Source organism: Natronorubrum halobium, assembly GCF_051351675.1.
In the GTDB taxonomy this organism is placed as follows: Archaea; Halobacteriota; Halobacteria; order Halobacteriales; family Natrialbaceae; genus Natronorubrum.
Genome location: NZ_CP195595.1, coordinates 788,253 through 803,645 on the forward strand (window position 1 = coordinate 788,253; position 15,393 = coordinate 803,645).

Consider the following 15,393-nt stretch of genomic DNA (forward strand, 5'->3'; position numbering starts at 1 on the left):
ATATACAATGGATGAGGGGTTTGGAGACGTTCTGAGTGAACTAGCTGATCACCGTGGGCAACACCTTGTTTGGCAGCGTGACAGTCTCCAACGGGCTCTCCAGATATTCTTTCGACACACGGATTCCTTCGTTGTATTTCTCGACGAGATTCGCCAACAGCTCTCGGCTGGAGAAGGTGAATCACTACGCGAGGAATATAACGACGAGTTCCTCGTCAAATCACACGACTATTTTTCGGCCGCCTATGGGTTATTTTCTAAAGCACAGAGTTTTCAGTCGAGGTGGTACTGCGACTGTGATAACGAGAGATGTAAGCCTGGGAGATGTGAACCGTTTGAGCCGTACCTCGACACGCTCCGTGAAAGCGGCCTCGCAGAGCGGGGGAACTATATTAACTCGATTCGCGTCATGACTCAGAAAATCCAGACGCCCTGTTTGCTTACACAGACGAAATACAACTTCTTCGGCCTCGAACCAGAGATCGGTGTCGTGATTCACAGACAAGAACTTCTAGATTGGGTCGAGCATGATAATCGCAAACCTGCCGTAGAGTATCTTGAAGAGAGAGACGGCCAGTACCTAGATCTCCGAAAGGAAGTAAGGCAGTATAACGAGTGTGTTGAAGAGTTTTATGGGTGGCTTTTTGCCGATGTTGAAGAGGAATATGCTCACTCACTTCGAGATCGCCGCCAGATCATCAGTGAGTACGCCTAAATCCGGTCCGAATCCTAAAACATCTTCATTTCGGCTGATACGGGTGACCATCAATTATTTATCTACCGTTCCCGTTGTGATGCGTATGAACCCGGATAACGCCCGTGTCCTCCAGTCGCTGGAACAGGGCACTGAGGGGTTCAACTCCGTACTTGACCGCCTCGATGGTGTCTCTCAAGAGAACGATTTCGTCCGGTACAATTGCGACGAAATTCGGTCAATGATAGGGGAAGATCCTCAGTATCGCGAGCGGCTTTCTGCTAGCGATTAACTGTTTCTAGCTCTTTTCGTCTGCTATCTACTCCGAATCGTTATTTCGTCGGTTAGCGTCTCTGAGCGGTCTTGGTCGTCCGTGCTGAGATGCGAGTTGTACGCACCGCGACGCTGTGACCACCGTTTGTAACTGATCGGAATTTAGTAGTCAGTTCGCACCTGTAGTGTACCTCTAGTTGAAGACAAAATCGTGTAACGGAGCCTCAACAGGGTCTGAATTCTCGAATTATATTTCGTGATTCAGAGGCAAACATACCGTCTTTGAGCGTCTCACCCCATTTGTCCCGGAAACAGCGCGTCCGCGATGAGAACCGTCACGTAGGCCTCGACGAACGCGGCGAGGACGAGAATCAGCCACGCGAAGACGACCAACGCCGTCGTCCGGAGGAGATACCCCCTGGTGAACAGCGCGTCGCGCGTGCCGGCGATTCGTTGCCCGACGCGGTGCAGGAACCGAAAGCTGACGCCGGCGGCGATGAACAGCGCCGGCAGTTCGAAGATGCCGTGGGGCACGAGCAGGGCGATAATCACGCCGAACCCGGCCTCCGACCCGACGAACGCCGCGATGTTGCCGACGATGACGCCGTTGAAGACCATGATGAAGAGCGTCAGGACTCCCAGCGTGAGGGCACCGAAGATCGTGGCCAGAAACGGCGGCGTGTTGTTCGTGATGAAAAACGACGCCGAGAGCTCGAGACTCGTCCCCTCGCCGAGGTCTCCGTCTTGACCGACCGGGAGTTCGTCCTCGCCGAACTCCTGCATGATCAGCTCGAGAAACAGGTCGATCAGATTGACGCCGGCAGCGTAGAGCAGGGCACCGAAGAGGACGCCGAGGGCGAACAGTCCCGTCGAGAACCAGACGTACAGCCGGTGTTCGGCCCAGGCGTCGTCGAGATGCCTGAAGACGGCGGGCGACGCCGTCCGACCGACGAGCGCGATGGCACCGAACCCCGCGCCGAGGGCGACGGCACCGGCGGCGGCCGCGGGGAGGTCGTAGGCGACGAAGATCGCCGCGGCGCTCGCGAGGGAGATCAACGCGAGCGCGGCCGTGAGCGCGGTCCAGTTGCGGACGTTTCTCGGATCCGGCGGATCCGGCGGTTCCGAGTCCCGCTCTGCACCGGGATCCGCAGTCGGTGCCGGACTCGAGGATGCGCCCTCGTCCCCGAGGTCGACGGTCGGGTGGCCGTCGACTCGCGAGTCGTCGCGATCGGTCTCCCGGTCGCGATTCACGCCGTACCCCTCGTCGCGCTCGGATTCCGTCTCGGTCCGGCCGTCGCGATCGTCCCCGCTCCCGGTCATAGTTGCGTTTCGACAAATACGGGGATAAATCCGCCGTCTGTCGTCGGGATCCGTCGGTCCGAATGGCGCGCTCGAGCACTCAGCTCGGCTCACTCGAGCAGCCGCCGACACTGCCGCCACAGCTGTCGCCGTCCGCGCGGGCTACGAGCGATCCGCAGGTAGTTCACCCCGGACTGGACGAGCCAGAGCAGCTTGTAGATCGGTGCCCGTCGGTCGAACGCGGCCTCGAGTGGGACACGACTGGCGTACGCCCGCCGAAACAGCCGTCGAAGCCGACGACGCTCGTTTCGGGAGAGCCGGCCCGCGTAGCTGTCGACGAACCGGGCTTCCGCGCGAGCGAGCGCGTATTCGGCGTGCGTAACGTGAGCGTTGCCCCAGTCGAGGACGGCCGTAACGGCTCCCTCTCCGTCGACGAGGAGGTTACTCGGCTGGTAATCGCCGTGTGTCAACACCGGCCGACAGTCCTCGTCGCCGGCCAGCGGTACCGGGAGTGACGCCAGCGGCCGTCCGGGATCGACGGCGTGCCAGCCGTCGGGTTCGCACAGTCGAACGCCGTTCCCCATCGCACCGTATTCGCCCGTACTGCGTGCCACTCCGCCGACGCGGTCGAACTCGAGCGCCGATGTCCCGTGCAGCCGTCCGAGAACCTCACCGGCGTCGGCCACCAGTCGTCGGCGGGCGGCCGGATCGAGGTTGGGATACCGAGGCCCGGGGTTCGTTCCCCTCCGAAACTCGTAAATCGCCCAGCGCTCGAGGGGACCGGTCGCGTCGGTTTCGACGAGACTGCACGCAGCGCCTTCGGGTTCGAGCGACCCAGTTGCGAGCACGCGGGGGACGGGCAGATCGGTCGCTTCGGCGATGCGCTCGAGGACGTCCGGCTCGATTACGTCGCCCGTCCAGACGCTCGCCCCGCCGCGTTTACAGACGACTCGAGACGGCAGCCCGTCCCTCTCGTCGACCGCCCCATCGAGCCGACAGACGACGGTCTCGCCGACCGACCCCGACCGGGGCCGGTACCACGAGTGGACGTCGGCCTCGAACGCGGCGGCGACGATTCGCTCGACCGTCTCTCCCGCCATTTTCGAGGGTGTACGTCGGACTTCGGCGTAGTCGTTTGGCCGAACCCCGCCATCCGCGTCGGCGTAGGGACCGCATATACAATCGGATCCGTCCCGAAACGATCGGTAGACGGCGATGCCGGACGCGTCCCCCGCGAAACGGATGCTTCGTGCCGCCCGCAGCGTCGGCTATCGGAGCTACTTCCGGCTCGCCCGGGTGAACTACGACCGCGAACTCCTCGCGCGTCGAAACCGGACGCCTGCGGGGACGTTTCGCTGCTACGAACCGCTCAACCGCCACGGGAGCGACGCGATGCTCGAGGAACTGGCCGCCTGCTGTGGGCCGTCGGACGTCGTCTACGATATCGGCGCGAACGTAGGGATCTACGCGCTCGCGCTGGCGAGCGGCGCGCCCGATCGCCGCGTCGTCGCGCTCGAGCCCTCGCCGACCACCGTCGAGCGACTGGCGCGGAACGTTCGGGTGAACGACCTCGAGGATCAGATCGACATGGTGGCTTGCGGCGTCGGCGACGAGTCCGGCGAGCGCCCGTTCTACGTCTCGACGTACCCCGAACTGTCGGCGTTCGACCGCGCGAGCGCGACCCGCTGGGCGGCCACCGTCGCCGACGTTCGGTCCGTTCCGATCCGTCGATTAGACGATCTCGTATGCGCCGGTCCCGACGACCGCCCACCGTCGACGGACCTCGTCGTCGGGGATCTCGCCGTCGACCTCCCGTCGCCGGATATCGTCAAGATCGACGTCGAAGGTGCAGCCCCCGCCGTCCTCAGCGGCGCTCGAGCGACGCTCGAACGCCACCGACCGATCGTCCTCCTCGAGGTACACGACGAGGGGCTCGCGGGGGACATTCCGGGAGAAACGACGGCGGTACTCGAGGCCCTCGACTACGGGATTCGGGAGCGCGAGACCCACTGGCGGTGCGAACCACCCTAATCGTGAACTGTCGTGTGCGTGACCTGCGGTGACGTGCCACCGACGAGCGGCTGACTCCCATTCGACAGTATAAGGCTCTCGCAGGAGAAACGCCGACCCATGACGACACTGGCGATCACCGGTGGACAGGTGCTGTTGCCCGACATCACGGTCACGCGGGCGGACGTACTGATAGAGCAGGACGGCGGCGAGATCCTCGAGATCGGCGACGATCTGGCGGGCGACGCCGACGAAACCCTCGACGCCGAGGAGTCGCTGGTCGCGCCCGGCTTCGTCAACGGTCACTGCCACGTCGCGATGACGCTCATGCGGGGCTACGCCGACGACAAGTCCCTCGACGCCTGGCTCCAGGAGGATATCTGGCCGACCGAGGCCGAACTGACGCCCGAGGACGTCTCCCACGGAACGAGACTCGGCGCGCTCGAGATGATCAAATCCGGAACGACCTCGTTCGCGGACATGTACTTCATGGTCTCGAACATCGCCGACGCGGTCGAAGAGGCCGGTCTCCGCGCCCGTCTCGGTCACGGGATCGTCACCGTCGCCTCGAGCGACGAGGAGGCCCGCGAGGACGCGGAGGAAGGGCTCGAGGTGGCGGCGGAACTCGACGGCCGCGCGGACGGCCGGATCTCGACGGCCTTTATGCCCCACTCGCTGACGACCGTCGGCGGCGAGTATCTCGAGGAGTTCGTCCCGCAGGCACGCGAACTCGGCGTCCCGATCCACTACCACGCAAACGAGACGGCGAACGAGGTCGCGCCGATCGTCGAGGAGCACGGCGTCCGGCCGATGGCTTACGCCGCCGAGCGCGGGATGGTCCAGGAGGGTGACTTTATCGCCCACGGCGTCCACCTCGACGAGAGCGAGATCGGCCTGCTCGCGGAGGCGGGCACGGGCGTGATCCACTGCCCGGCGTCGAACATGAAACTGGCGAGCGGGATGGCCCCCGTCCAGCGCATGCTCGACGCCGGTGTGACGGTGGGCATCGGCACCGACGGCGCGGCCTCGAACAACGACCTCTCGATGCTCGACGAGGCCCGCGACGCGGCCATGATCGGCAAACTCGAGACCGGCGACGCGAGCGCGGTGCCCGCGGAGTCGGTGGTCGAAATGATGACACAGGGCAGCGCGGACGCCATCGGACTCGACGTCGGTCGGCTCGAGGCGGGTGCACCCGCCGATATCGCCGTGCTGGACCTCGAGTCCGCCCATCTGACGCCGCGCCACGACCTCGTGAGTCACCTCGCGTACGCCGCGGCGGCGGCGGACGTCCGCCACACCGTCTGTGACGGGCAGGTGCTCATGCGCGACCGCGACGTGCTGACGCTCGACGAAGACGCGGTTCGAACGCAGGCCAGCGAGGCCGCCGAAGCGCTGGTCGATCGCGCCGAAAACTGACCGAAACGTTCGGTTAGTCGACAGGGACAGTAAACCGAACTGAACGCTCAGAACTAATTATAAACACTTAAACGATCTCTAAGACTCTCCTATCGATCCGGAATCGTCGAGAACTGCCAAGGGGGTTTATTCATAATTCCCTGAATATCTCGACCGGATGAGTAATCGGAAACTATTCGCGGTGGCGTTGGCCGCCGTCATGTTGCTGTCGGTGTTCGCACTGCCAGGCGTCGCAGCCGCGAGCGCAGAGGAACCGACCGCCTCGATATCGGACGAAGACGTCGAAGACTCCGAGGAAACCGAGGATGACACTACTAACGACTCAGACGAAGAGTCCGAAGATGACGCTGACGACGACTCTACGGACGAGGAATCCGAGGATGAGGAGTCCGAAGACGATGCTGACGACGACTCTACCGACGAAGAGGTGTCCGAAGATGACGATGCTGACGGAGATACCTCGATCGGCGTCACACAGGACGGTGCCGACGTGACCGCGACGCTCACTGCAGGCGGTGACGGCGTCGCGAACACCAGCGTCACGGTCTCGACCGTCGACGAGAACGCCTCGTACGAGGATACGGGGACGCACACGACGGACGAGAACGGAACGTTCGCCCTCGAGGCACCGACGGGCAACGAGAGCGTCGAAATCTCGCTCGAGGCGACCGTCGACGACGAGTCCGTCGAGACGACGACGACCCTCGAGCCGGCCGAGGAGGAGCCGAAGAACTTCGGACAGCTCCTCGACGACTTCAAGACCAACAACGTGACCGACGACGAGCCGCGGGGACTCCAGATCGCTTCCTTCGTCGTCCAGAACAACCCGGGTAACGCGCCGGATCACGCGGGCCCGCCGAGCCACGCCGGCCCACCAAGTGACGATACCAAGAGTAGCCAGGGACCACCGGCTCACGCTGGCGGCCCGTCTGATGACGGCGACGAAGACGACGAGGACGACCGCGGGAACGGCAACGGCAATGGCAATGGTAACGGCGGCGGCCCACCGTCCCACGCGAACGGCGCCGAGTGACGATCTGATCGCCTTCGAACCGACCGCCGAACGTCGATCGACGGACTCGCGCTCTCCCTTGTCAGAGGCACGATCCCGTCGCCGCCGTTCGGACCGATCGCGACGCTGACGGTACGCTAGGCGTCCCGATCGAACCGAATCGCGTGGACCCGGTCCACACCGACCGTTCCGTTGTAACCGTTTTTTACCTGCTCGAGTGACACGGCTCGAGGAAACTGGGATCGAGTCGGCCCCTGCCAACGACGGTTCGGTAGGGTTTTGGCTCCGGTCGCACTCACTTACCGTATGACCGATACTGCCTATCCGCCGATCAGCGAGCAACTGGCGGATCTAGAGGCCGCACAGGAGGAGGGCCGCCGAAAGATGGACTGGGCGACCCAGCACATGCCCATCCTCGAGCACGTTCGCGAGGAGTTCGTCGCCGACCAGCCCTTCGAGGGCGAGCGCATCGCGATGGCGATGCACGTCGAGGCGAAGACGGCGATCCTCGTCGAGACGCTTGCGGAGGGCGGCGCCGAGGTCGCGGTGACGGGCTGCAATCCGCTCTCGACTCACGACGACGTTTCGGCCGCCCTCGACGCACACGAGAACATCACGAGCTACGCCAAACGCGGCGTCGACGACGAGGAGTACTACGCCGCGATCGAGGCCGTCATCGCCCACGAACCGACCGTGACGGTCGACGACGGGATGGACCTCGTCGCCGCGATCCACGAGGACTACCCGGAACTGATCGACGGCATCGTCGGCGGTGCCGAGGAGACGACCACCGGCGTCCACCGCCTGCGCGCGATGGACGAAGACGGCGCGCTCGACTATCCCGTCTTCGCGGTCAACGACACGCCGATGAAACGCCTCTTCGACAACGTCCACGGCACCGGCGAGTCCTCGCTGGCGTCGATCGCCATGACCACGAACCTCTCGTGGGCCGGCAAGAACGTCGTCGTCGCCGGCTTCGGCTACTGCGGCAAGGGCGTCGCACGGAAGGCCTCGGGCCAGAACGCGAACGTGATCGTCACCGAAGTCGAGCCGCGCCGCGCGCTCGAGGCCCACATGGAGGGCTACGACGTCATGCCGATGGCCGACGCCGCCGAAGTGGGTGACGTCTTCCTGACGACGACCGGCAACCGCGACGTCGTCGTCCGCGAGCACTTCGAGGAGATGCAGGACGGCGTCCTGCTCGCCAACGCGGGTCACTTCGATATCGAAATCGACCTCGATGCGCTCGACGACCTCGCGGTCGACCGCTACGAGGCCCGCGACGGCGTCGAGGCCTACGAGATGGCCGACGGCCGTCGACTGAACGTCATCGCCGAGGGGCGACTCGTGAATCTCGCCGCGCCCGTCTCGCTCGGCCACCCGGTCGAAGTGATGGACCAGTCCTTCGGCGTGCAGGCCGTCTGCGTGCGCGAGATGCTCGAGAACAGCGACGCGTACGACGCGGGCGTCCACGACGTCCCCGACGAACTCGACACGGAGATCGCCGAGATCAAACTCGAGGCCGAAGGCGTCGACTTCGACTCGCTGACGGACACCCAGCGCGACTACATGGGGTCGTGGGACCACGGAACGTAAGCGGTTTCACCCGGAGCACCTCGAAAATAGCGACTACGAACGTCTCGAACTCACTCGTGCTGTTTCTCTGCGGTGGCGCGCACTGGCGACGCGCTCGAACATCGTGAGAGCGCGTCGTCGACAGTGTGCGAGGGATGAGCGAGTGAGTCTACGAACGAGCGTTAGCGCGGGACCGGAGGTCCCGCGAACCATGCAAACGGGTGCTTCGCACCCGTGAGCAGAAATCGGTCGGGGAGGACGTGGAAATCGTTGCCGCCAGCACGAGCAGAACGCTTGTCTGTACCAGCGGTCGCTACGAGAATAGCCTCGGTGTCTCTCCCGAGTAACTTCACAACTCGAGCACCGCGTCTCCGGTTACGCCGCCTCGTTCTCTCCACCGTCACTAGCCGGCGTGTCCACCCCGAACACGAGACTCCCGTCCTCGAGCCCCCCGAGCCGAATCCTGACATCGAACAGTTCACCCGATTCTCGTTGTCCGGTACAGCTGCCGGTCCAGCGCCAGCCGTCCGCGACGGTCGGAATGGCGGCCGTCTCGAGTCGCTCGACGCAGGCGTCGGTGAACAGCGTCTGCCAGGCGGTCCCGAGGAGGTCGTCGCGGTCGGCACCGAACTGCACGGCGAACGATCGGTTGGCGAACTCGAGCGTGCCGTCAGGCGTGGTGATGGCGACCGCGTCCTGTGCGAGTTCGACGCTGGCAAGCGACCGGCGAGAGCGGGCAGCGAGCCGCCGGTGTTCGACGAGGGTTCGAACCCGGTGGCGCAGCCGGTCGGTGAGCGTCGTCGCGCCGCGCTGTGTGACGCAGTCGACCCATCGTCGGGACTGAATCGTTTCGACGGCGACCGCGGATTCGTCGCTCTCGTCGACGAGGAGGACGACCGGCAGTCTCGGGTCCCTGTCCCTCACTCGGTCGAGCAGGTCGATCCCGTCGCCGTCCGCCAGCGCGTACTCGCTGACGAGACAGTCGACGTCCTCGAGCCGTGCCATCGCGTCCGTGATCGACTCGGCCGTCCGGATCGTGACGTCGTCGGCGACGGTCGTCTCGAGTCGGGCACCGTACTGGCGATCGGTCGTCACGACGAGGGCGGTGATCGGTGAGGAGTCGCAGTCGATCGCTTCCATCGGCGGAATCGTCATCGGGGGCCCTCCACTCGAATCGAGTGATGAAGCCGAACACTCTCGAGGAGTGTCGACGGGAGCGTCGCTCGGTTCGGCAGTAGCCGCCGCTTATGCACGATCATGGACCGTTCCGTCGATCAGAATGGTCCCGTCGCTTCGCACTTCGACCGCGTGGTCGCCGTACGAGAACTGAATCCGACCGTTGACCGTCGTGTTTTCCGTGAATAACTGATCGAGCGCTTCGGAATCGACGACGTGGTAGAGGGGGTCGAGTTCGGTGGGATCGGTCCCGATCGCGTCTGCGAGGGCATCGATAACGGAGAGACTGATCGAATCGTTGTGAAAGTCGAGCGTCGTTCCGGGCATGTTGTCAGCACGAACGCGAACGATGGCTATTCTCCTGTCCATTATACACGTAATATCGCCGCGGTCGCGACACTACGTGTATAGAAGCCCCCTCGAAACTGGACGACGGCGTCCGGATGACATCGTCGGAGTCGTCGCCGACAGTCTCGATCGACTGCACTTTGCTCGTCGAATCCGTTTACTGGCTGCGTGACCCACTACACGTATCGCCCGGCAAATATTGCGGAACCATGAACGTCATCTGCAGGGGTTGCGTACGTGTCGTATGACTATCCCTTCGCTTCGTGGGGGATCATTGGCACGTCTTTCCGATCGGAAGAGACGAGTACTCGGTCTCGGCATCGTCGCGCTCGTGTTCGGCACGTGGATCGGTCTGCTGACGATGGCGTCGACTCCCGTGGAACCGACGACGTCGAGTCTCACCGGGACGGTACCGGAACCGGTGTCGGACCTCCCAATCTTCCTTCCGTTCCTGTTCGGGCTCGCCGCATCCGGCGACCCCGACCGCGACACTGCCCTCGAGCAACTCGCGACCGACCTCGAGGCGTTCGTCGCCCGGTTTACGGACGGATCACCCGGAGAGCCAGACCGGACGGAAACGAAGCGGAACGGACCCATTTCGAAGGGATCGGACCGGAGCGGAGCGGCCATGGACGACACGAGTCGAAACGGTCCAGCCCCGGACGGCACGGATCGGAACGGCCCAGTCCTGGACGGCACGGTTCAGCACGAACCGGGCCGAATTCGGGAGACGGAGCCGACGTTCGACCTCGAGCGCGACGACGAACTGGGCCGACTGTCGGCGGCCATCGAGGAGCTCACGACGGCGGTTCGGGAGCGCGACCGACGATTCGAAGCCGTCTTCGACGATCCGAAGACGCTGGTCGGCGTGCTCGACCCGGACGGGACGGTGCGACGGATCAACGAGACGGCCCTCGAGTACACCGACGTCGATCGGGAGGCGGTGATCGGCGAGCCGTTCCGAGCGATGCCCCGGTGGTCGGAGACGCCGACGGCGGACGTACAGGAGTGGATCGACCGCGCTGGGGATGGAGAGTACGTCGAGTACGAAGCACAGCTGAACGATCCGGGCGGGAGCCGACGGTGGGTGACCGGCACGGTTCGTCCGGTGACGAACGAAGCGGGTGACGTCGTGTCGATCGTCGTCTCCGGTCGCGATATCACGGCCCGCAAGGAACGCGAACGACGGCTGGAAACGACGAACGCACGACTCGAGGCGCTGTTCGAGAGTTCGCCCGACATGATCGACGTCCTCGACACCGACGGACGGGTCGTCGACGCGAACCGACGGCTCCGTGACGAACTCGGATACGAGGAGGACGAGTTGCTCGGAACGGGAATCTGGACGTACGATCAACTGGTCGACGCGGACGACGTTCGGTCGATACTCGAGGAGATGTCGGTCGGTGACCGTCGGAAGTTCGAGGGGCGATATCGGCGTCGCGACGGCTCGGAGTTCCCCGTGGAGGTGCACCTGCTCCACCTCGATCTCGCGGAGGCGAATCGGTACGTGGCCATCAGTCGCGACATCACCGAACAGAAAGCCCGCGAACGGGACCTCCGCGAGACGAAACGGCGCCTCGAACTCGCACTGAACGGAACGAACACCGGTATCTGGCAGTTGGATCTGGAAACGAACGACGTCGTCTGGAACGAGACGTTAGAGGGTCTCGTGGGGCTCGACCCCGGGGAATTCGAGGGAACGTACGATGCCTTCAGACGGCGCGTCCATCCGGATGATCTGCCCCGAATCGAGGCGGTGCTCGACCGAGCGATCGAGAACGACGAGCTGTTTCAGGAGGGGTTCAGGCTGCGACACGAGGACGGGAGCTGGATCTGGGTCGGCTCCCGCGGTCGGCTCGTCAGCGGCGAAGACGGGGGCCGGCGCATGGTCGGGATCAACAACGACATCAGCCAGCCGAAGGAGCGCGAGCGGCAGTTACGCGAGCGCGAACGGGAGTTACAGCGGTACACGGAGTACACCGATTCCCTGCTCGACGCCGTCGACGACGTCTTCTACGTTATCGACGAGGACGGCGACGTCCAGCGGTGGAACGAGACGCTCTCGTCGGTGACCGGCTTCTCGGACGCGGAGATCGAGTCGATGAACGCCTGCGAGTTCTTCGCGCCGGCGGATCGATGTCTGATCGCCGACGCGATCGACGAGGCCCTCGAGACGGGCTCTGCGCGAGTGGAGGTCTCTCTGAACACCGCCGATCGCGACTCGGTTCCCTACGAGTTCGTCGGCTCCAGACTCGAGGACCTCGACGGGAACTCCGTCGTCACGGGAATCGGGCGCGACATCTCCGAACGGAAAGAGCACGAACGCCAGCTTTCGACGCTGATGAGCAACGTTCCCGGGATGGTGTACCGGTGTCGGAACGAGCCGGATTGGCCCTTCGACTTCGTCAGTGAGGGCTGTGCCGAGCTTACCGGATACGAGCCCGAACCGCTGGAGTCGGGCGACGTGAACTGGGCTGCCGACGTCCTCGTCGAGAATCACGACGAACTCTGGGAGGCGGTGCAGGACGCCGTCGACGAACGGGGCCCGTTTCAGGTGACGTACCCGATCGAGACGGCCGACGGCGAGCGCCGCTGGCTCAGCGAACGCGGTCGCGGCGTCTTCGCGGCGGACGGCACGCTCGAGTCGCTGGAGGGCGTCATCACCGACGTTACCGAACGGATCGAAAACGAACGACGTCTCGAACGGACCACGCGGCTCCTCGAGCAGTCACAGCGGTTGGCGAACATCGGCGCCTGGGAGCTCGACGTCCGAGACGATTCGTACGATCTCGAGTGGACCGACGAGGTTTCCCGGATTCACGGGCTGTCACCGAACGAGGAGATCGACCTGGAACGGTCACTCGGGTTCTATCATCCGGAGGATCAGACGGAGATCCGGACGGCAGTCGAGCGCGCCGCCGATACGGGCGAAGCGTACGATCTGGAACTCCGCCTGATTACGGACGACGGCGACCAGCGGTGGGTCCGGTCGATCGGTGAACCGGTCCGCGAAAACGGGGCCGTCGTCAAGATCCAGGGCTCGTTTCAGGACATCACCGATCGCAAACGGCGCGAACGCGAACTCGAGCGCTACGAGACGATCATTCAGGCGATCGGCGACCCGGTGTACACGCTCGACGAATCGGGCGAGTTCCAGTTCGTGAACGACGCGATGGAGTCGCTCACGGGCTACGAACGCGAGCAGATGCTCGAGAAGGACGTCGCGGACGTCATGACGAGCGCGGATCTCGAGACGGCCAGGGAGCTGGTGCGTGACCTGCTCCGCGAGGGCGAACCGTACAGGACGTTCGAGATGGCCCTCGGGACCGCGGACGGCGATGTAATCGAGACGGAGAATCACGTCGCGCTGTTACCGATGGACGACGGCGAGTTCGCCGGCACCGCGGGCGTCGTCCGCGACATCACCGAGCGCAAGGAGCGCGAGCGCGACCTCGAGCGGGCGACGGATTTGCTCGAGCGCGTCCAGCGCATGGCGAAGGTCGGCGGCTGGGAACTGGACGTCCGCGCCGAGCCGCCGGAAGCGACCTGGACCGACGAGTGCTATCGGTTACACGGACTGTCCCGCGACGTCACGCCGACGCTCGAGACGACCCTCGAGTGTTACCATCCGGACGACCGGTCGCTCGTTCGCACCCGACTCGGGAACGCGATAGACGCCGAGCGACCGTACGATTTCCAGGCGCGCCTGCAACCCGAGGCGGACGAGAGCAGGTGGGTTCGAGCGAGCGGTGAGCCGATCTTCGACGCCGACGGCGACCTCCGCAAGTATCGCGGCTCGGTCAAGGATATCACCGAGCAGAAAGGGCGCGAACTCGCGCTCGAGTCGCTCCACGAAACCGCTCGAGAGCTGCTCAACGCCGAGACGGAGTCGGCGGTCGCGGAACTGGTCGTCGAGACGGCCGCGGACATCCTCGAGCCCGGGAGCGCGGGTGTCTACCTGCTCGATTCGGAAACGAATCGGTTCGAACCGACCGCGCTCACGGCCGATTTCGTCGACCGGGCCGGCGGTGCGCCGTCGATCGCGGTGAGTGACAGCGACTCCGTGCTCTGGAACACCTACCTGACCGGCTCACAGACGGTCGTCGACGACGCCGCGACCGGCGACCGCTCGCCGCTGTTCGGCGGCGACGTGCCGGGCGGCCTGCTGGTCCCGATCGGCGACCACGGCGTGTTCGTTCTGGTCGCCCCGCCCGCCACGATCGACGACGAGGCGCGACGACTGGTCGAGACCCTCGTCGCGACGACCGAAGCCGCGTTCGACCGCCTCGAGAGCGAGGCGAGTCTCCGGGAACGCGACGCGGAACTGGAGGCGCAGAACCGGCGGCTCCGACGGCAGATACAGGTCACCGAGATCATTCGGGGCATCGACCGATCGCTCGTCGGCGCCGACAGCCGCGAGGAGATCGAACGGACCGTCCCCGAACGGCTCGTCGAGGCCGACAACGTCGCGTTCGCCTGGATCGGCGACGTCGACGCCGCCGGAACGACGCTCGAGCCGCGGACTTGGGCCGGCACCGAACCGGAGTACCTGGACGCGGCCTTGTTCGATCTCGAGGCCGGCGCGAACGAGCCGTCCGTTCGGACCGTCGGCGTCTCCGAGCCGACGGTCGTCGAGAACGTCGTCGAGGGCCTCAAAGACGAGCCGTGGCGGACCAGCGCCCTCGACGCAGGCTTCCAGTCGGTCATCTCCGTGCCGCTGTCATTCGAGGAGTACAGCTACGGCGTGCTGACCGTGTACGCCGACGAACCGGACGCTTTCACCGACCTCGAGCGGACGGTGTTCGCGGAACTCGGTGAGGGGATCGCGAACGCGACGAACGCGGCGAAGACGCAGGAGGCGTTGCACGCGGAGACGCTCGTCGAGTTGACGATCGACCTCGAGGGCGGCGACGACGTCCTCTCCCGAATCGCGACGAAGACCGGCGCGACCGTCACGTACGAGGGACTCGGCGCCGACTCCGGATCGGAAACAGTCCTGTTCTTCGAGACGGACGGCGTCGCGCCGGCCGACGTTCGGGCCGTCCTCGACGATCTCGTCTCCGTTACGGACGCCCGACTCGTCACCGAGTCGGACGACCAGTGTCTGTTCGAGGCGTCCGTGACGGGCGACGTCGTCGCCTCGCGACTGGTTCGTCACGGGGCCAGCCCGCGGTCGATCACCGCCGACGGCGACCGGATGGCGGTCACCGTCGACGTCTCCACGACGACCGACGTCAGGGAGTTCGTCGAGATGCTCGCGGAGCGCTACACCAGCGTCGACCTCCAGTCTCGACAGCACGTCAGGCGGGCGACCCACACGAGACAGGTGACGTCGCTGTTCGACGACCTGACCGACCGCCAACTCGAGGTGCTCCGAACGGCGTATCTAGCCGGCTTCTTCGAGTGGCCGCGCGAGAGCACCGGCGAGGAGATCGCCGAGATGCTCGAGGTGACCCAGCCGACGGTCAATCGTCACCTCCGGATCGGCCAACAGCGGCTGTTGGCGCAACTGTTCGAGAACGGCGCGCTCTCGTTCGTCGGCGAGCCGTAAGCCGGCCGCTCGGACGACCGTTCTCGACCGTTT

The 15,393-nt window shown here is 64.7% G+C and carries 10 protein-coding genes; 6 read left to right on the forward strand and 4 right to left on the reverse strand.

Annotated features, from left to right (window positions below; genetic code table 11):
- Positions 1–7 precede the first annotated feature (7 nt).
- Entirely contained in the window at positions 8–715 is a 708-nt protein-coding gene (locus ACSFC7_RS03840) for a hypothetical protein (protein ID WP_436346442.1), read from the forward strand.
- A 543-nt stretch (positions 716–1,258) separates the two neighbouring features.
- Here the strand turns inward: ACSFC7_RS03840 and ACSFC7_RS03845 are convergent.
- Together ACSFC7_RS03845 and ACSFC7_RS03850 are read right to left on the reverse strand one after the other, a co-directional pair.
- Entirely contained in the window at positions 1,259–2,287 is a 1,029-nt protein-coding gene (locus ACSFC7_RS03845; protein WP_436346443.1) for a stage II sporulation protein M, read from the reverse strand.
- An 89-nt stretch (positions 2,288–2,376) separates the two neighbouring features.
- The gene (locus ACSFC7_RS03850) at positions 2,377–3,366 is read right to left on the reverse strand and encodes a phosphotransferase family protein (RefSeq protein ID WP_436346444.1); all 990 of its coding nucleotides are present in this window, start codon (positions 3,364–3,366) and stop codon (positions 2,377–2,379) included.
- A 115-nt stretch (positions 3,367–3,481) separates the two neighbouring features.
- Between ACSFC7_RS03850 and ACSFC7_RS03855 the strand changes: the two genes are divergently transcribed.
- The 4 genes from ACSFC7_RS03855 to ACSFC7_RS03870 all read left to right on the forward strand — a co-directional run bounded on the left by ACSFC7_RS03855 (position 3,482) and on the right by ACSFC7_RS03870 (position 8,303).
- Positions 3,482–4,297 (forward strand): FkbM family methyltransferase, encoded by an 816-nt coding sequence (locus ACSFC7_RS03855; protein WP_436346445.1) that lies wholly within the window; start codon positions 3,482–3,484, stop codon positions 4,295–4,297.
- A 99-nt stretch (positions 4,298–4,396) separates the two neighbouring features.
- Positions 4,397–5,695, forward strand: a complete 1,299-nt coding sequence (locus tag ACSFC7_RS03860) for an amidohydrolase (protein ID WP_436346446.1) — start codon at positions 4,397–4,399, stop codon at positions 5,693–5,695.
- Positions 5,696–5,852: 157 nt separating this feature from the next.
- The gene (locus tag ACSFC7_RS03865) at positions 5,853–6,728 is read left to right on the forward strand and encodes a hypothetical protein (RefSeq protein WP_436346447.1); all 876 of its coding nucleotides are present in this window, start codon (positions 5,853–5,855) and stop codon (positions 6,726–6,728) included.
- Between the two features lie 285 nt (positions 6,729–7,013).
- Positions 7,014–8,303, forward strand: coding sequence for an adenosylhomocysteinase (locus ACSFC7_RS03870; protein WP_436346448.1), 1,290 nt, complete (start codon positions 7,014–7,016; stop codon positions 8,301–8,303).
- Positions 8,304–8,657: 354 nt separating this feature from the next.
- Here the strand turns inward: ACSFC7_RS03870 and ACSFC7_RS03875 are convergent, their stop codons facing one another.
- Together ACSFC7_RS03875 and ACSFC7_RS03880 are read right to left on the reverse strand one after the other, a co-directional pair.
- Positions 8,658–9,437 (reverse strand): PAS domain-containing protein, encoded by a 780-nt coding sequence (locus ACSFC7_RS03875; protein WP_436346449.1) that lies wholly within the window; start codon positions 9,435–9,437, stop codon positions 8,658–8,660.
- A 90-nt stretch (positions 9,438–9,527) separates the two neighbouring features.
- On the reverse strand, positions 9,528–9,785 hold the full coding sequence (locus ACSFC7_RS03880; protein ID WP_436347900.1) for a HalOD1 output domain-containing protein: 258 nt from the start codon (positions 9,783–9,785) through the stop codon (positions 9,528–9,530).
- A gap of 709 nt (positions 9,786–10,494) precedes the next feature.
- On the opposite strand from ACSFC7_RS03880, the gene ACSFC7_RS03885 reads away from it, so the two are divergent.
- Positions 10,495–15,360 carry a PAS domain S-box protein gene (locus tag ACSFC7_RS03885; protein WP_436347901.1) on the forward strand — a complete coding sequence of 1,622 codons (4,866 nt, stop codon included), beginning with the start codon at positions 10,495–10,497 and terminating at the stop codon, positions 15,358–15,360.
- Positions 15,361–15,393: the final 33 nt, after the last annotated feature.